General features: G+C 65.3%; 12 protein-coding genes. 8 read left to right on the top strand and 4 right to left on the bottom strand.

The genetic code is table 11. From position 1 onward, the window contains the following. The first annotated feature begins 1 nt into the window (after nt 1). The 7 genes from ccmE (at nt 2) to O7A05_RS23225 (ending at nt 10,168) form a co-directional block, all read left to right on the top strand. Entirely contained in the window at nt 2–442 is a 441-nt protein-coding gene (gene ccmE, locus O7A05_RS23255; protein WP_337095282.1) for a cytochrome c maturation protein CcmE, read from the top strand. Then, nucleotides 442–2,427 carry a heme lyase CcmF/NrfE family subunit gene (locus O7A05_RS23250; protein WP_337095281.1) on the top strand — a complete coding sequence of 662 codons (1,986 nt, stop codon included), beginning with the start codon at nt 442–444 and terminating at the stop codon, nt 2,425–2,427. Before ccmE ends, O7A05_RS23250 begins: the two co-directional genes overlap by 1 nt. Continuing rightward, nucleotides 2,424–2,885 (top strand): cytochrome c-type biogenesis protein, encoded by a 462-nt coding sequence (locus O7A05_RS23245; RefSeq protein ID WP_337095280.1) that lies wholly within the window; start codon nt 2,424–2,426, stop codon nt 2,883–2,885. Before O7A05_RS23250 ends, O7A05_RS23245 begins: the two co-directional genes overlap by 4 nt. Before the next feature lie 272 nt (nt 2,886–3,157). Continuing rightward, nucleotides 3,158–4,714 (top strand): Do family serine endopeptidase, encoded by a 1,557-nt coding sequence (locus tag O7A05_RS23240; RefSeq protein ID WP_337095279.1) that lies wholly within the window; start codon nt 3,158–3,160, stop codon nt 4,712–4,714. 307 nt (nt 4,715–5,021) lie between these two features. Next, the gene (locus tag O7A05_RS23235; RefSeq protein WP_224588053.1) at nt 5,022–5,696 is read left to right on the top strand and encodes a response regulator transcription factor; all 675 of its coding nucleotides are present in this window, start codon (nt 5,022–5,024) and stop codon (nt 5,694–5,696) included. An 8-nt stretch (nt 5,697–5,704) separates the two neighbouring features. After that, nucleotides 5,705–7,186: a sensor histidine kinase gene (locus O7A05_RS23230; RefSeq protein ID WP_337095278.1), complete on the top strand. Its 1,482-nt coding sequence runs from the start codon at nt 5,705–5,707 to the stop codon at nt 7,184–7,186. Between the two features lie 12 nt (nt 7,187–7,198). Beyond that, a complete protein-coding gene (locus tag O7A05_RS23225; protein ID WP_337095277.1) occupies nt 7,199–10,168 on the top strand; it encodes a bifunctional [glutamine synthetase] adenylyltransferase/[glutamine synthetase]-adenylyl-L-tyrosine phosphorylase in 2,970 nt (989 codons plus the stop codon). Here the strand turns inward: O7A05_RS23225 and O7A05_RS23220 are convergent. The 3 genes from O7A05_RS23220 to pepN all read right to left on the bottom strand — a co-directional run bounded on the left by O7A05_RS23220 (nt 10,165) and on the right by pepN (nt 15,453). Then, nucleotides 10,165–12,486, bottom strand: a complete 2,322-nt coding sequence (locus O7A05_RS23220; RefSeq protein WP_337095276.1) for a PAS domain-containing sensor histidine kinase — start codon at nt 12,484–12,486, stop codon at nt 10,165–10,167. The genes O7A05_RS23225 and O7A05_RS23220 overlap by 4 nt on opposite strands. Nucleotides 12,487–12,550: 64 nt before the next feature. Then, the gene (locus O7A05_RS23215) at nt 12,551–12,751 is read right to left on the bottom strand and encodes a hypothetical protein (RefSeq protein WP_337095275.1); all 201 of its coding nucleotides are present in this window, start codon (nt 12,749–12,751) and stop codon (nt 12,551–12,553) included. 56 nt (nt 12,752–12,807) lie between these two features. Next, nucleotides 12,808–15,453: an aminopeptidase N gene (gene pepN / locus O7A05_RS23210; RefSeq protein ID WP_337095274.1), complete on the bottom strand. Its 2,646-nt coding sequence runs from the start codon at nt 15,451–15,453 to the stop codon at nt 12,808–12,810. A gap of 153 nt (nt 15,454–15,606) precedes the next feature. On the opposite strand from pepN, the gene O7A05_RS23205 reads away from it, so the two are divergent. Further along, nucleotides 15,607–16,554 (top strand): DMT family transporter, encoded by a 948-nt coding sequence (locus O7A05_RS23205; RefSeq protein WP_337095273.1) that lies wholly within the window; start codon nt 15,607–15,609, stop codon nt 16,552–16,554. A gap of 213 nt (nt 16,555–16,767) precedes the next feature. On the opposite strand, the gene O7A05_RS23200 is transcribed toward O7A05_RS23205, so the two are convergent. Further along, nucleotides 16,768–17,577: a helix-turn-helix domain-containing protein gene (locus tag O7A05_RS23200; protein ID WP_337095272.1), complete on the bottom strand. Its 810-nt coding sequence runs from the start codon at nt 17,575–17,577 to the stop codon at nt 16,768–16,770. Nucleotides 17,578–17,776: the final 199 nt, after the last annotated feature.

The following is a 17,776-nucleotide window of genomic DNA, read 5'->3' as shown; positions in this document are numbered from 1 at the left end:
AATGACGCGCAAGCAGAAGCGGATGTCGGTGATCCTGGCGGGGCTGGCTTTCCTCGGTGCCGCTGCCGGACTCACCTTCTATGCGCTAGGACAGAAGGCCTCCTATTTCTACATGCCGGCCGATCTCGCCACGGCGAGTGTGCCGCCCGGCCAGCGCATCCGGCTCGGCGGTCTCGTCGAGAAGGGCACCGTCGTGCGCGGGCAGGGCGCCACTGTCGCCTTCTCGGTCACCGACAAGCAGAAATCGGTCAAGATCACCTATACCGGCATCCTGCCCGATCTGTTCCGCGAGGAGCAGGGCGTCATCACCGAGGGCGCTTTCGGCCCGGACGGCGTCTTCGTTGCCGACAGCGTCTTGGCCAAGCACGACGAGCGCTACATGCCGAAGGAAGTCGCCGACGGCCTGAAGGCCAAGGGCGTCTGGCAGGAAAGTACGAACTGATGGTTGAGACTGGACATTTCGCGCTTGTCCTCGCCTTCGCGCTGTCGCTGGTGCAAATGCTGGTGCCGCTGGTCGGCGCCCGCACCGGCAACCAGCGGCTGATGGCGGTCGGCGGTCCGGTTACGGTGACCGGCTTCGCGCTGACCGCACTCTCCTTCGCCGCCCTTGCCAGCGCCTATGCCGGCTCGGACTTCTCGGTAGCGAGCGTGTGGGAGAACTCTCACTCCCTGCAGCCGATGATCTACAAAATCACCGGCACCTGGGGGAACCACGAAGGCTCGATGCTGCTTTGGGTGCTGATCCTGACCTTCTTCGGCGCGCTCGTCGCCGTCTTCGGCAACAATCTGCCGGCGACGCTCAAGGCCAATGTGCTGGCCGTGCAGGGCATGATCGGCGCCGCCTTCTTCCTGTTCATCCTGGCGACGTCTAACCCGTTCATCCGTCTCAATCCGGCGCCGATCGAGGGCCGCGATCTCAACCCGATCCTGCAGGACCTCGGCCTCGCGATCCACCCGCCGATGCTTTATCTCGGCTATGTCGGCTTCTCGATCTGCTTCTCCTTCTCGGTCGCGGCGCTGATCGAGGGGCGCATCGACGCCTCCTGGGCACGCTGGGTGCGGCCCTGGACGCTTGTCGCCTGGATGTTTTTGTCCGGCGGCATCGCCATGGGCTCCTACTGGGCTTATTACGAGCTCGGCTGGGGTGGCTTCTGGTTCTGGGATCCGGTCGAGAACGCCTCTTTCATGCCCTGGCTTGCCGGCACTGCGCTGCTTCATTCGGCGATCGTCATGGAGAAGCGCTCGGCGCTGAAGATCTGGACGCTGCTCTTGGCCATCCTGACCTTCTCGCTGTCGCTGCTCGGCACTTTCCTGGTGCGTTCCGGCGTGCTCACCTCGGTGCATGCCTTTGCCACCGACCCGGCGCGCGGCGTCTTCATCCTGTGCATCCTCACGCTGTTCATCGGCGGCTCGCTGGCGCTCTTTGCGCTTCGCGCCTCGCGGCTGACTGCGGGCGGCCTGTTCCATCCGATCTCGCGCGAGGGCGCGCTGGTGCTGAACAACCTGTTCCTCACCACCGCCACGGCAACGGTGCTGGTCGGCACGCTCTACCCGCTGGCGCTCGAAGCGCTGACCGGCGGCAAGATCTCGGTCGGCGCGCCCTTCTTCGACCTGACCTTTGGCCCGCTGATGCTGCCGCTATTGGCGATCGTGCCGTTCGGCCCCTTGCTCGCCTGGAAGCGTGGCGACATCATTGCCGCCTCGCAGCGGCTGATGGCGGCTTTCGCGGCGGCGATCGCCGCGATGCTGGTAACCGGCCTGTTCATCGACGGCGCCTCGGTCTTTGCCGCCCTCGGCGTCGGCCTCGCCGTCTGGCTGGTCGGCGGCGCGCTGAGCGACCTTGCCGTCAAATCCGGCTTCGGCTCTGTGGCGCCGGCCGTCATGCTGCGCCGCTTCGCCGGCCTGCCGCGCTCCGTCTTCGGCACGGCGTTGGCCCATCTCGGCCTCGGGCTGACCTTGCTCGGCATCGTCGGCACGCTCTGTTTCGGCACCGAAAAAATTCTTTCCATGCGCCCTGGCGAAACGGTGGAGCTCTCCGGCCACACGCTGCGCTTCGAAGGGCTCTCGCCGCAGAAAGGCCCGAACTTCACCGAGGATCGCGGCCGCTTCCTGCTGATGGGCGCCGACGGCAACGCCGATGGCGCGATCACCTCCGCAAAACGCTTCTACCCGGTGCGCCAGACGGTGACGACCGAGTCCGGCATCAGGACGATTGGATTGAGCCAGCTCTATCTGTCGCTCGGCGACGAGAACAATGACGGCTCCGTCGTCGTGCGCCTCTGGTGGAAGCCGCTGGTGACGCTGATCTGGGGCGGCGGCCTGGTGATGATGGCGGGCGCCGCCATGTCGCTGCTCGACCGCCGCCTGCGCGTCGGTGCGCCGGCAAAGCGGCGAACACCGGCCGCAGCCCTGGCGAACCCGACATGAGGGCGAGATTTTCACTCGCCTCGCTGGTCCTGCTGCTGGCGCTGTTTTTCGCCGGGGCGGCCCAAGCGGTGAAGCCCGACGAAGTGTTGCAGGACCCGGCGCTGGAGGCGAGGGCGCGTGTGCTGTCCGAAGGCCTGCGCTGCATGGTCTGCCAAAACCAGTCGATCGAGGAATCCGATGCCGATCTTGCCCGCGACCTGCGCATCCTCGTGCGCCAGCGCCTCGTCGCCGGCGACACCGACCAGCAGGTGCTGGACTATATTGTCTCGCGCTACGGCGAATTCGTTCTGCTCAAGCCGCGCTTCAGCCTGCGCAACGCGCTTTTATGGGGCGCGCCGGTGCTTCTGCTCCTGGCCGGCGGCCTGTTCATCGTGCTCACTGCCCGCTCGCGCCGCCCGGCATCGGCCGCGCTTTCTGCCGAAGAGCAGGAAGCCCTGGATAAGATGCTGCGCAACTGAGCGCCATCGCGGACCTTGGTGATTGGCTTCAACCGCTCTCGGATCGTCATTCTATGGCGGAGCAAGGAGCGGAGCGACGCGCGCAGACCCTGGAATGACGAAGTCTCGGGTGCTTCCGCCAAGCCTTCGAGCGCGGCATGCCTGTGGTCACCCCCAACATTACAAAACTTTCATGTATCGGAAATGGCGCCGTAATGTGCGGCTCTCTAATCCTCTTGCCCGAGGATGCTTCGCCTGAGCGCATCCACGTCGATAGAGGACAAGAAAACCCCATGAATAATGCCCCCAAATCATTTGCCTCCACCCGAAAGCGCCTGATGGCGGCTGCAGCGTCCCTGGCCGTTATCGGTGCGGTCGGCGCGGGCGCGCTTGCCACCGGCACCGCCCCCGTGCTGGCCGATGCAGTGCGCGTCGAAGCCCCGCAGGTGCCGAGTTTCGCCGATGTCGTGGAGCATGTCTCGCCGGCGGTCGTCAGCGTCAAGGTCAAGGCCAAGATCCAGCCGACGGCCGACGACGGCTCGGACGATCAGGACGGCTTCGACAATCTGCCCGACAATCCGCAGCTGCGCCGCTTCTTCAAGGAATTCCGTGGCTTTGGCGACCAGGGTCAGGGTGGCCAGTTCGGCATGCGCCGCTTCAACCATCGCGACCATGGCAATGGCCAGCCGCGTCCGGTCGCTCAAGGGTCGGGCTTCTTCATCTCGGAAGACGGCTATCTCGTCACCAACAACCACGTCGTCTCGGAAGGCTCGGATTTCAGCGTCGTCACCAATGACGGCAAGGAGCTTGACGCCAAGCTGATCGGCACCGACCCGCGCACCGACCTTGCCGTGCTCAAGGTCGATGGCGGCGGCAACAAGTTCACCTATGTCGACTTCGCCGACGATTCCAAGGTCCGCATCGGCGACTGGGTGGTTGCCGTCGGCAATCCCTTCGGCCTTGGCGGCACCGTCACCGCCGGCATCGTCTCGGCCCGCGGCCGTGACATCGGCGCCGGCCCCTATGACGACTTCATCCAGATCGACGCTTCGGTCAACCGCGGCAATTCGGGTGGTCCGACCTTCAACCTCAACGGCCAGGTGATCGGCATCAACACTGCCATCTTCTCGCCGTCGGGCGGCAGCGTCGGCATCGCCTTCGACATCCCGGCCTCGACCGCCAAGCAGGTCGTCCAGGACCTGATGAAGAGCGGCTCGGTTCAGCGCGGCTGGCTCGGCGTCGAGATTCAGCCGGTCACCTCCGACATCGCCGAGTCGCTCGGCCTGAAGTCGGACAAGGGCGCGCTGGTCTCGAGCGCCCAGGACGGCGGGCCGGGCAAGAAGGCGGGCATCGTCGCCGGTGACGTCATCACCAAGGTCGACGGCAAGGACGTTGCCTCGCCGAAGGAGCTCGCCCGCATGATCGGCGCATTCGCGCCGGGCAAACCGGTCGACGTCACCGTCTGGCGCAACGGCAAGGACGAGACGGTCAAGGTCGATCTCGGCACGCTGCCCGCGAGCGACAAGCAGGCCTCGAACGACGACAGCAACAAGCAGTCGGCGCCCGCCGCCAAACCCGACACGCTTGCCGATCTCGGCCTGACCGTCACCAAGGCCGAAAACGGCAAGGGCCTCGTGGTCACCGATGTCGATCCCGACAGCAACGCGGCCGACCGCGGCATCCAGCCCGGCGACGTCATCACCTCGATCAACTCGAACGACGTGAACACAACCGACGACGTCTCCAAGGCGATGACCGATGCCGCCAAGGCCGGCCGCAAGGCCGTGCTGATGCAGATCACCCGCGACGACTCGAACCGCTTCGTCGCGCTGCCGGTCGGCAAGGGCTGACATCGACTTTCAACTTTCCCCATGGCGGTATCAACACCCCCGAGCCGCCGTGGGGAAACATGGGGCCGAGCACGTAAGTCAGTCACCGTGTTTCGCTCCTGGCGGCAGCGGGTTTCCCATCACCCGCTGCCGCTTATCGCATGTCGCCCAAAGTGGGCACCGGTTTTGGCATCACGACATGCGGAACGAAATGCATGTCGCCCAAAAGTGGTCGCCGGTTTTGGGAAGAAGACATGCGACTAATGAATGCAAGGCATGAAGAATGACTGCCCCTCAACCTTCCAATGAAATCGCGTATAACGGCTCCATGAAGATTCTCATCATGGAAGACGATCGCGAGGCGGCGGACTACTTGCAGAAAGCCTTCGCCGAGGCGGGCCACACCGCCCATGTCGCCGGCGACGGCGAGACCGGCTTCGCGCTCGCCGATGCCGGCGACTATGACGTGATGGTGGTCGACCGGCTGATGCCACGCCGCGACGGTCTGTCGGTGATCGCCGCCCTTCGCTCGCGCGGCAACACCACGCCGGTGCTGATCCTTTCGGCCTTGGGCGAGGTCGATGATCGCGTCACCGGATTGCGCGCCGGCGGCGACGATTATCTCACCAAGCCCTATGCCTTTTCCGAATTGCTCGCCCGCGTCGAGGTGCTGAACCGCCGCGCCAGCGCGCGCGAGTCCGAGACCGTTTACCGCGTCGGCGATCTCGAGCTCGATCGGCTGTCGCATTCGGTCAAGCGCGCCGGCCGCGAGATCACGCTGCAGCCGCGCGAGTTCCGCCTGCTCGAATATCTGATGCGCCATGCCGGCCAGGTGGTGACGCGCACCATGCTTCTGGAAAATGTCTGGGATTATCACTTCGATCCGCAGACCAATGTCATCGATGTCCACGTCTCGCGCCTGCGCGGCAAGATCGAAAAGGGCTTCGACAAGCCGATCCTGCACACGATCCGCGGCGCCGGCTACATGCTGAAAGGCGGCTAGGGAGCAAGATGGCTCTTTCCCTGCCGGCCATCATGAAGACGACGGCGGCCCGGCTTTCGGCGCTTTATCTTCTGCTTTTCGCGCTCTGCGCGGTGCTGCTCGTCCTTTACATGACGTCGCTGTCGGCGCGCATGTTGACCGCGCAGACGCAGGAGACCATCAATGACGAGGTGCTGGGCCTTGCCCGCGCCTATCAACGCGGCGGCCTGCCGGTGCTGGTGCGCGTCGTCGAAGCCCGCTCGCGCCAGCCCGGCGCCAATCTCTATCTGATCGCCGATGCCAATGGCCAGATCCTGACCGGCAATGTGCAGAGCCTGGAGCCGGGGGTGATCGAGACCGAGGGCTGGACGACGGAACCGTTTTCCTACCAGCGCTTCGGCGAGGGTGAGCTCGACCGGCTGCGCAGTGGGGCTACCGACCAGCCCGCACCCCAGACCGGCGACAACAGCAACACTCCCCAATCGACAGGGGAAAAGGGCCATAACGCCATCGCGCTGGTGCTGAGACTGCCCAACCAGATGATCATGCTGGTCGGCCGCGACCTCGGCGAGCCGGAGCGCTTCCGCGCGGTCATCAGTCGCGCGCTGACTCTGGCGCTCGGCATGATGGGGCTTGGCGGCATTCTGATCTGGTTCTTCGTCGGGCGCGCCGCGCTGAAGCGCATCGACAGCGTCTCGGACGCCAGCCGCCGCATCATGGGCGGCGATTTGTCCGGACGGCTGCCGGTCACCGGCGCCGGCGACGAATTCGACCGCCTGTCGGAAAACCTCAATTCGATGCTGGCCAGGATCGCCATGCTGAACGAGGGGCTGAAGCAGGTCTCCGACAACATCGCCCATGATCTGAAAACGCCGCTGACCAGGCTTCGCAACCGCGCCGAGGCGACGCTCGCCGGCCGGCACAAGATCGAGGATTACCGCCAGGCGTTGGAAGGCACGATCGCGGAATCCGACCAGCTCATCAAGACGTTCAACGCCATCCTGATGATCTCGCGCCTGGAGGCCGGCTATTCCTCGGAACAGACCGGCCCCGTCGATCTCGCCGCCACGGTGAGCGATGTTGTCGAGCTCTACGAGCCGGTGGCTGAGGAAGCGGGCGTCGCGCTGGAAGCGACCGCGCCCGAGGCCTTGACGATCAACGGCAACCGCGAGCTGATCGGCCAGGCGCTGTCCAACATCGTCGACAACGCCATCAAATACTCGACCGACGCTGCCGAGGCACCAAAAGTGCGGGTGGCGCTGGAGCGCGTCGGCAACGAGGTCAAGCTTACCGTCACCGACAATGGCCACGGCATTCCCGACGACGCCGATCGTGCCCGGGCCACCGAGCGCTTCGTGCGCCTGGAAAAGAGCCGCTCGCAGCCGGGCTCGGGTCTCGGCCTCAGCCTGGCCAAGGCGATCATGACTTTCCACAACGGAAGGCTTGATCTTTTGCCCGCCAATCCCGGATTGTCCGTGGTCATGAGTTTCCCGTTGCGGGAGACGCATTGATGGCGCGGATAAATGGCGAAGAAGATAATCGAATCCGAGTTCCGGCTTAGCCCGACGCTGGCACTCTGCCCTTTGGATGCAGGCTATGCCCGGCGCGAATTGTCGGAAATCGCCGATGCCGCCGAGGAAGAGGGGCTTTCCCGCCTTGCTGCGTTCCTGGCGGGCGAGGGGCCGCTGCAGGACCTGCTGGCGGCCGTCTTTGACCTCTCGCCCTTCTTGCGCGATGTCGCGCGCCGGCGGCCGGCAATTCTCGACACGCTGTTCGACCGGAAAATCGAAGCGCGGCTCGGCGCCATCGGCGAGGCGATCGGCGGCGCGGCCAGCGGGGATGATGCCTCGGAATCGAGCCTGATGATGGCGCTGCGGCAATGGAAGACCGAAGCGCATTTCCTGATCGCGCTGGCCGATCTTTCGGGTGAAGCGGAGACCTCGGTGACGGTGCGCCGTCTCAGCGATCTCGCGGATGCCTGCACAAAAGCCGCCGTCGATTTCCTGCTGCTCGACGCGCACCGGCAAGGCAAGCTCAAGCTGCCGAATCCGGCGGAACCGGCGAAGGGTTCGGGCTGGATCCTGCTCGGTATGGGCAAGCTCGGCGCGCATGAGCTGAATTTCTCCTCCGACATCGACCTCGTCGTCTTCTTCGATCCGGAAGCGCCGGCCGTCACCGATCCGCTCGACGCCACCGAGCTGTTCTCCAGGCTCACCCGTCGTCTCGTGCGCATCCTCCAGGACCGCACCGAGCATGGCTATGTCTTCCGCACCGATCTGAGGCTTCGCCCCGATCCCGGCTCGACGCCGCTGGCGATCCCCGTCGAGGCGGCACTTCGCTATTACGAGGCGCGCGGCCAGAACTGGGAACGCGCGGCCATGATCAAGGCGCGGCCGGTGGCGGGCGACGTTGCCGCGGGCGCGGCCTTCCTCAAGGAATTGCAGCCCTATGTCTGGCGCAAATACATGGACTATGCGGCGATCGCCGACGTCCATTCGATCAAGCGCCAGATCCATGCCCACAAGGGCCATGGCGAGATCGCGGTCAAGGGCCACAACGTCAAGCTCGGCCGCGGCGGCATCCGCGAGATCGAGTTCTTCGTCCAGACCCAGCAGCTCATCGCCGGCGGTCGCTTCCCGGAACTGCGCGGCCGCGAGACGGTGCCGATGCTCGCAGCGCTCGCCGCGCGCGGCTGGATCACCGCCGACGCGCGCGACGCGCTCACCCGGCAATACTGGTTCCTGCGCCGCGTCGAGCACGCCATTCAGATGGTGGCGGACGAGCAGACGCATATCCTGCCGGAAGAAGACGAGGAGCTGAAACGCATCGCGCTGATGCTGGGTTTTGCCGGCGAGGCGGAATTCACGCAGGCCTTCCGCGCCTCGCTGCAGCAGGTCGAGCGCCACTATGCGGCGCTGTTCGAAACCGCTCCCGAACTTTCGGCCGGCGTCGGCAATCTGGTCTTCACCGGCGATGTCGACGATCCCGACACGCTGCAGACGCTGCATCGCCTGGGCTTCCAGCGGCCGAGTGACATCTGCCGTGTCATCCGCGGCTGGCATTTCGGCCGCTACCGCGTCACGCAATCGGCCGAAGCCCGCGAGCGGCTGACGGAATTGACGCCGGCGCTGCTCAAAGCCTTCGGCCAGACGCGGCGCGCCGACGAGGCGCTGATGCGCTTCGACGAGTTCCTCGCCGGCCTGCCGGCGGGCATCCAGCTTTTCTCCCTGCTGCAATCCAACCCGGCGCTACTTAAGCTGATGGCGACCATCATGGGGGCCGCGCCGCGGCTGGCAGCCATCATCACGCGCCGCCCGCACGTCTTCGACGGCCTGCTCGATCCGGCATTGCTCACCGAACTGCCGGATCGCGCCTATCTCTCGGCGCGGCTCGCCGCTTTCATCGAGGGCGACCGCGCCTATGAGGATGTGCTCGACCGGTTGCGCATCTTCGCCTCCGAGCAGAAATTCCTGATCGGCGTGCGCCTGCTTGCCGGCTCTATCGATCCGGCGCGGGCGGGGCGCGCCTTCTCCGATCTCGCCGACCTCACCATTGAGGCGGCGCTCGACGCGGTGATCGCCGAATTCGCGCTGCGCCATGGCAGGATCGCCGGCGGGAGGGTGGCGCTGCTCGGCATGGGCAAGCTCGGCAGCCGCGAGCTCACGGCGGGTTCGGATGTCGATCTCATCCTGCTCTACGACCATGATGCCGATGCCGAGGACTCCGACGGCGAGAAGCCGCTGGCGCCTTCGCATTACTATACCCGCATGACGCAGCGCCTGATCGCCGCCGTCTCGGCGCCGACGGCCGAAGGCGTGCTCTACGATCTGGACCTGCGCCTGCGCCCCTCCGGCAACAAGGGACCGGTCGCCACCCATATCGACGCGTTCAAAAAGTATCAGCGCCAGGACGCCTGGACCTGGGAGCATATGGCGCTGGCACGGGCCCGCGCCATCGGCGGCGATGCCGAGCTCTGCGCCGAGATCGAGACGGAAGTGGCGGCGGCGCTGGCGCAGCCGCGCGATGCCGCCAAGGTGAAAGCCGAAGCCTCGGACATGCGGGCGCTGATCGAAAAGGAGAAGCCGTCGCGCGACCTCTGGGACATCAAGCTGATCCCGGGCGGGCTCATCGATCTCGAATTCATCGCCCAGGTCGCGACTATCACCGGCAATGTCGAGCCCGGCCGTCGGGTTACGGCGACGGCCGACATTCTGGCCCGCCTTTCTCCGGATTTCGTCGCAGCTGATATCCGCGAAGAGCTTGGCGAAGCCTATCGACTCTATCTGGCGCTGACCCAGATGATCAGGCTTTGCCTCACCGGCGAGTTCCAGCGCGACGATGTCCCCCCGGGGCTTTCGGACCTGCTTCTGGCGGTCACCGATCTACCGGATTTCGCTGTGCTGGAGGCGCATCTTAAGGAGACGTCGCGGAAGGTCAGGAAAGACTTCGATCTGCTGCTTCGCGCGGGCGCGGCGAAACACGGGATGAATTAAGCCGCCGCCTTCACCGCCGCTGGCGCCTTCTTCAGCGGAATGCGCACCGACACGATGGTGCCGACGCCTTCGGTCGAGCGGATCTTCAGCGCGCCGCCTTGCAGCTCGGCCAGCGAGCGCGAGATGGCGAGGCCGAGTCCCGAGCCGGTGTGGTTCTTGGAGAACTGGTTCTGCACCTGCTCGAAGGGCCGGCCGAGCTTGCTCAGCGCCTGCTTGGGGATGCCGCAGCCATTGTCCTCGATGGTAAGCAGCAGCGCGCCTGAGGTGTTGCGCGCCCTGACCGTGATCTTGCCGCCCTGTCCGGTGAATTTCACCGCATTGGAAAGAAGGTTGATGGCGATCTGCTTGATCGCGCGGCGGTCGGCGTAGACCCGCATCGCGTCGGCGATGCGCGTTTCGACATTGATCGACTTTTCCGCCGCCTGCAGCGAGATCACCCGTACCGTTTCCTTGATCAGCGGGCAGAGGTCGATCTCCTCGCGGTCGAGCGAGAACTGGCCGGCCTCGATTTTCGACATATCGAGGATGTCGTTGATGACGCCGAGCAGGTATTTGCCGCTGCCGTTGATGTCGGTCGCGTATTCCTCGTAGCGCTCCGAGCCGAGCGGCCCGAACAGGCCCTGCTGCATCAATTCGGAGAAGCCGATGATGGCGTTGAGCGGCGTGCGCAGCTCATGCGACATGTTGGCGAGGAATTCGGATTTTGCCCGATTGGCCGCCTCGGCGCGCTCGGTTTCCTTCATGTATTTGCGGTTGAGCTCGACCAGCTCGCTGGCGCGTTCCTCCTCGGCGCGGCGGGCGAGGCTGAGATCGTGGATTGTCGCCATCAGCCGACGCTCGCTATCGACCAGCTTTTCCTGATGCAGCTTGATCTGGGTGATGTCGGAGCCGACCGAGACGATGCCGCCGTCGCGGGTTCTGAGCTCATTGACCTGCAGCCAGCGGCCATCTGCGAGCTGGCGCTCGAAGCTGATGCCGCCCTGCGGCCCGTTGGCGTTGGCAAGCCTGCGCTCCGAGGCGAAGGCCAGCATCCGCTCCTCCACCGAGTCGCGGAGAATGCCGGGCACGACATCGCGGTCCGACAGCCCGTTGTCCTTCTGGAACTTCGAATTGCACATGATCAGCCGCTCGGCGGCGTCCCACAGCACGAAGGATTCGTTGATGTTCTCGATCGCGGTCCTCAGCCGCATGTCTGCCGCTTCCGACCGGAGCGCCAGGTGCCGCTGCTCGGTGACGTCGACGGCGATGCCGATCAGCTGGATCTCCGGTGCTTCCGGATCGATCACCTGGGCGCGGGCCCGCATCCACACCCACTGTCCGTCGGCATGGCGCATGCGGAACACCTGGTCGATATGGTCGATCTCGCGTTCGACGATGCGGTTGGCGAGCTCGAACAGGTCGCCGTCGTCGGGATGGATGATCTCGTCGACCTCGCCGAAGGAAAGCATCGTGTCGCAGGGCTCGTAGCCCAGCATATCGTACATCGAGCGCGACCAGTACATCTTGCCGCGCACCATGTCCCAGTCCCACAGGCCGCAACGGCCGCGCACCAGCGCCATGTCGATGCGCTGATGCGCCTCGAGATAGATGCGGTCCGCGGCCTGGGCACGCGCCGCCTGGCCGAAATAGGCATAGAGGATGACGATCAGCACGCCCGCCGTCAGCACGAACAGCGTGACGTTGAGCGACATCGACTTGCGCCAGCTGTCGAACACCGCTTCCTGCGGCACCAGCACGGCGGCTGCATGTTTGCGATCGCCGCCGAGGCTGACGGCGGCAAACCAGTCCTGTCCTGAGATGCTGACATCCATCACGCCGGCGCGGTCGCCGAACATGAACAGCGGCTGGCCGCCCAGCACGAGGCTGTCGAGCGTGCGGCCCTGCCAGCCCGTGGACAGCGGCGAGACGGCGATGACCTTGAAGTCGGCGTCGGTGATGGCAAGCACATGGGCCCGGCTCATGGCGCCCTGGCGGCTGGTGTTCTCCAGGAGGCTTATGGCGTTGGCGCCGGCCGCGCTGGGGTCGGCGGTGACAGCCTGCGCCATCTGGCCGGCGCCCAGCGCCAGCACGGCCTTGGCGTCGCGCTCGATCTCGTCATGCTCGTTCATCAGCGACACGAAGCGCAGCGCGGCGATGACGATCAGGAAGATGATGATCAGAGCCGGGATCGAACGGCGCAGCAGCGGCTCGGCGGCTAAGAGCCGCTGATAGGCAGGTTCGGCGATCAGGCGCGTATTGCCGGCAAGTCCATCGTTCCTTGCCTTGCGACGCGCAAAAGCCTTCCCTCCGGGCGCGCCCCACGCGTCCGCCTTGGCCATAAATGGCACTCCCCGATCTGCCGTATACTGGATGATCCGGATACGCCGCACGCCCGAATCGCCATTAAAGAATCAAAGCCGATTCGCCTTGTCCAGAGGCGCGGGCAAAAAAGATTAAAAGTTGATTGAAATTCGTCTTTTTCCCTTCTCCCCTTGTGGGAGAAGGTGGATCGGCGCGCAGCGCCGAGACGGATGAGGGGTGTTCCAGCGGAATGAGACGCTGGCGAATTCTGGCCGGATGAGCGGCGCCGCCAAGCTGGAGCACCCCTCATCCGTCGCCTTTGGCGACACCTTCTCCCGCGAGGGGGAGCGGGAAGAGCGCTAAGCCAGCGTTCGCTCCACAATATCCCGCAGATCAGCCGACAGGTTCTCAACCTTCGCCATGTCGAGCAGCGTCTGCCTCGCCTTGGCCTGCCGTCTGGGCTCCAGCGAGCGCCAGGACCTGAGCGCCGTCGCCAGCCGCGCCGCCACTTGCGGGTTGCGCTTCTCCACCTCCAGCACCGTCTCGGCGAAGAGGCAGTAGCCTTCGCCGTCGGCGCGGTGGAAACCGGTCTGGTTGGCGCTGGAGAAGGTGCCGATCAGCGAACGCACCCGATTTGGGTTGGCGATCGAGAAAGCCGGATGTCGCATCAGCTCGCGCACCTTCTCGACGGTCTTCGCGCCGGGTACGCCGGCCTGGATCTGGAACCATTTGTCCAGCACCAGCGCGTCGCTGCGATAGCGGGCCTCGAAGGCGGCCAGCGCCTCTTCGGCCTCGGCCGTGCGTGGGTGGCGATGCGCCAGCACGGCCAGCGCCGCGGCGCGATCGGTCATGTTGGTGGCAGCGGTGAAGTGCCGCGCGGCGAGGCCCGCGCCACCCGGCTGCAGCGAGAGGTAGTCGAGCAAAGTGTTGCGCAGCGCGCGCCGTCCTGCGCTCGCAGCATCAGGGCTGAACGGACCCTTGTCGGCAAGCCTGTCATAGAGCGCCGCGAATGCCTCGCGGTTCACCTCGCCGATCGTCCGCGCCAGCGCCTCGCGCGCGGCAAAGATGGCGTCGGGGTCGATGCCCTTGCCGATGTCGCGGGCAATGTCGGCTTCACCGGGCAGCGCCAGCGCCAAGGCCCGGTAGGCCGGCTCAAGCGTCTCGTCGCCGGCAATCCTGCCGGCCAACACGGCCAGCTTTGCCGCGAAGGCCGGCTGCTTGCCGCCGAGGATCTGGCGGAAGGCGGCGATCAGCGCGTCGGTCAAAAGCGTGTTGAATGCCTGCCAGCGTGAGAAGGCATCGCTATCATGCGCCGCGAGGAAGAACTGGTCGTCCGTCTTCTGCTGCACCGAAAGCGTGATCGGCGCCGAGAAGCCGCGGTTGAGCGACACCGAGGGCCGTTCCGAGACGCCCGAAAACCGCACCCTGTGCCGGCGCTTGCGGATATGGATGACGCCGTCATCCACAGTTGCGCCCTCCACGGCCGTCCAGGTGACAGGCTTGCCGTTGGCGCCGACCAGGCCGAAGGCTAAAGGAATATGCATCAGCCGCTTGCGGCTTTCCGACGGCGTGGGCGGCACCGACTGTTCGATCTCCAGTGTGAACTCCTTGGCCGCCGCATTGTGCGTGGAGCTCACAGTCAGGTTCGGCGTGCCGGCCTGGTGATACCAAAGCGCGAATTGCGCGAGGTCACGGCCCGAGACGTCCTCGAAGACTTTCAAAAAGTCTTCGATCGTCGCGGCCTCGCCGTCATGCCGCTCGAAATAGAGGTCCATGCCGGCACGGAAGGTCTCCGCGCCGAGGATGGTGCGGATCATGCGCACCACTTCCGAACCCTTTTCGTAGACGGTCGCCGTGTAGAAGTTGTTGATCTCGCGGTAGCGCCGCGGCCTGACCGGATGCGCCAGCGGCCCCTGGTCTTCCGGGAACTGGTGCGCGCGCAGCGTGCGCACCTCGGCGATGCGCCTCACCGCCCGCGAACGCTGGTCGGCGGAGAATTCGTGGTCTCGGTAAACCGTCAGCCCTTCCTTCAGGCAGAGCTGGAACCAGTCGCGGCAAGTGATTCTGTTGCCAGTCCAATTGTGGAAATATTCATGCGCGATGATCGCCTCGATATTGGCGAAGTCGGCATCCGTCGCGGTCTCCTCGTCGGCCAGCACATATTTGTCGTTGAAGACGTTGAGGCCCTTGTTCTCCATCGCGCCCATGTTGAAGTCGGACACGGCGACGATGTTGAAGACGTCGAGGTCGTATTCGCGGCCGAAGGCGTCCTCGTCCCATTTCATGGAGCGCTTCAGCGCGTCCATCGCATATCCGGCAAGCCGCTCCTTGCCGGGTTCGACATAGATGCCGAGCTCGACCTCCCGGCCGGACATTGTGGTGAAGCTGCTCGCCACCTTGCCGAGCGCGCCCGCCACCAGCGCGAAGAGGTAGGAGGGTTTGGGGAAGGGGTCGTGCCAGACCGCGTAATGGCGGCCGTCGGCGAGCGTGCCGCGTTCAACGGGATTGCCGTTGGAAAGCAAGAGCGGCGCCTCGTTGTGCGGCGCTTCGATGCGCACCGTGTAGACCGACAGGATGTCGGGGCGGTCGAGGAAATAGGTGATGCGGCGAAAGCCCTCGGCCTCGCATTGCGTACAATAGACATTGTTGGAGCGGTAGAGGCCCATCAGCGCCTCATTGCGCGAGGGCGCGATCTCCGTCTCCAGGCACAGCTCGAAGCGCTGCGCCGCCGGTGGCTTGAGGATCGTCAGCCGGTCCGCCGTCGCCTCGTAATCGCCGGCCGCCAGCGCTTTCCCGTCTATCGCCACGCCAAGCAGCGTCAGCCCGTCGCCGTCGAGCACCAGCGGCGCCGAGACGGCGATGCCTTCGCGCCGTTCGATGGTAAGCAGCGCGGTGATATGGGTCGCGTCCGGCGACAGGCGGAAGTCCAGGCTGGTCGCGGGGATGAGATAGTCGCTGGGGCGATAGTCTTCGAGCCTGAAGACATGGCCGGTATCGGTGCGCATTCCTAGACTTTTCCTGTCGATTTCGGGCGGAAGGCCAGCTTGGCTGGTCCAAGAATTTTAAGGTGCGCGCTCTTTACACGAAACGGCCACTCGACAAAACTGCGCAAAGGCCTCATTCGCGGCTTCGTTTTCCGACCCTCCTTACGAGGCAATATGACCGTCGATCATGCCGTCGGCCACAACACGCTGCGCGGCATCACGCTGAAGATCGTCTCGGTGACGGTTTTCGTCGGCATGCAGACCTGCATCAAGACGGCCGGCGACGTGCCCGCCGGGCAGATCGTCTTCTTTCGCTCATTCTTCGCCATCTTCCCGATCATCGCGTTCCTGGCCTTCAAGGGCGAGCTCGCCACCGCGTTCACGACCAGGCGTCCGTTCAACCATATCGCGCGCGGCCTGGTCGGCGTCGGCGCCATGGGGCTCGGCTTCTTCGCGCTGACCAGGCTGCCGCTCCCCGAAGCGATCACGCTGAACTATGCGCAGCCGCTGCTGGTCGTGGTGTTCTCCTCGGTTTTCCTCGGCGAGACGATCCGCGTCTATCGCTGGAGCGCGGTCGCGGTCGGTCTTGCCGGCGTGCTGACCATCTCCTGGCCGGAACTGACGCTGCTCAATTCCGGCGCGGGCCTCGATGACCAGGAGGTGCTGGGCGTCATGGCCGCGCTGATCGCCGCCGCGATCTCGGCCGTCGCCATGCTTCTGGTGCGCAATCTCGTGCAGACGGAGAAGACGGCGACCATCGTGTTGTGGTTTTCCTCGACGGCTTCGGTGCTGTCGCTCTTCACGCTGCCCTTCGGCTGGCAGGCGTTGACGCCGATGCAGGCTGCGCTGCTCGTCGTCTCGGGCTTCTGCGGCGGGCTCGGCCAGATCCTGATGACGGCGGCCTACCGCCACGCCGAAGCCTCGGTCGTGGCGCCGTTCGAGTACACCTCGATGATCCTCGGCGTCGTCGTCGGCTATTTCGTCTTCGGCCACGTGACCTCGCTCAACACGCTGGTCGGCGGCGTGATCGTGGTCGCCGCCGGCATCTTCATCATCTGGCGCGAGCGGCAGCTCGGCCTGGAGCGCACGCGCACCAGGAAAGCCGCACCGCCGCAGGGATAGTTCCGTTGCGTGAATCTCATGCGCCGAGTTCCTTCACACCCCCTCTGTCCTGCCGGACATCTCCGCTGCAAGGGGGGAGATTGGCAGTTCCGTCGGCGGCGCAATTCCCGCCACATTGATGACTGACGAAAGCGGCCGCGACATTTGATCTCCCCCCTTGCTTGCGGGGGAGATGGCCGGCAGGCCAGAGGGGGGTGCGCCAGCATTACCGGTTTAGTCCGCAACCCGCTCCTTCGCCGTTCGCACCAGTACCGCCCGTGTCTGCTCATCGGCCGGGAAGAAGGATTCGATCGCCAGCTCCGACAGGGTGACGTCGAGCGGCGTGCCGAAAACGGTGATCGTGCTGATGAAGGACAGCACCGTATCGCCATGCGCGAGCTTGAGCGGATGGACGATGCCGCTCGGTTCGACCGGCCCCGGCCGGCCGCTCTTTAGGCCGGACGGATAGGTCCGCAGCTCGCGCTCCAGCTCGATAAGCACCCCATCGCCGGTGGCGTCGTTCTGGTGCTTGAGCCGCTCCAGCAGATGCGCGCGCCATTCCGCCAGGTTGACGATGCGCGGCGCCACACCACCCGGATGAAGGCTGAGCCTCAGCACATTGACCGGGGGCTGGAGCAGGGACGGCTCGGAAATATCGGCAAGGAACGGGGCGATCGAGCCATTGGCGGAAACGAGATTCCAGTGCCGGTCCACCGCCAGTGCCGGAAAGGGCTCGTGGCCCTTGAGCACGGTCTCGACCGCGGCCATCGCCGGCGCAAGCGTTGCGTCGGTGAGCGGCTTTTCGCTGAAGCTTGGTGCGAAGCCCGCGGCGAGCAGGAGCTGGTTGCGCTGTCGCAGCGGGATCGACAGCTGCTCGGCCAGATGCAGCACCATGTCGCGCGACGGCTGGGCGCGGCCGCTCTCGACGAAGGAGAGATGCCGCTGCGAGATGTCAGCCTCCATGGCGAGATCGAGCTGGCTCATGCGCCGCCGCGTGCGCCATTCGCGGATCAGGCTGCCGGCGGACATATGGGATGTGGTCATGGGAGAGGAGTAGGGCGGCGAGGGGCGGAGTTCAATTACCTGGGTGGTTATAACTCCACCTTCTCCCCTTGTGGGCCTGTTGCGCAGTTAGCGAGGACAGGCTCGCGGAGCGATTTGGTCGCGAGGTCTCGCTCCGTTTTGGCTTTGGGGTGGAATTGAGGGTGGCGGTGTGGCCTCAGGCCGGATGCTGGACGCACCT

This window comes from Mesorhizobium argentiipisi (SeqCode), from assembly GCF_037179585.1.
Lineage (GTDB): Bacteria > Pseudomonadota > Alphaproteobacteria > Rhizobiales > Rhizobiaceae > Mesorhizobium > Mesorhizobium argentiipisi.
This window is presented reverse-complemented; position numbering and strand designations above follow the sequence as displayed.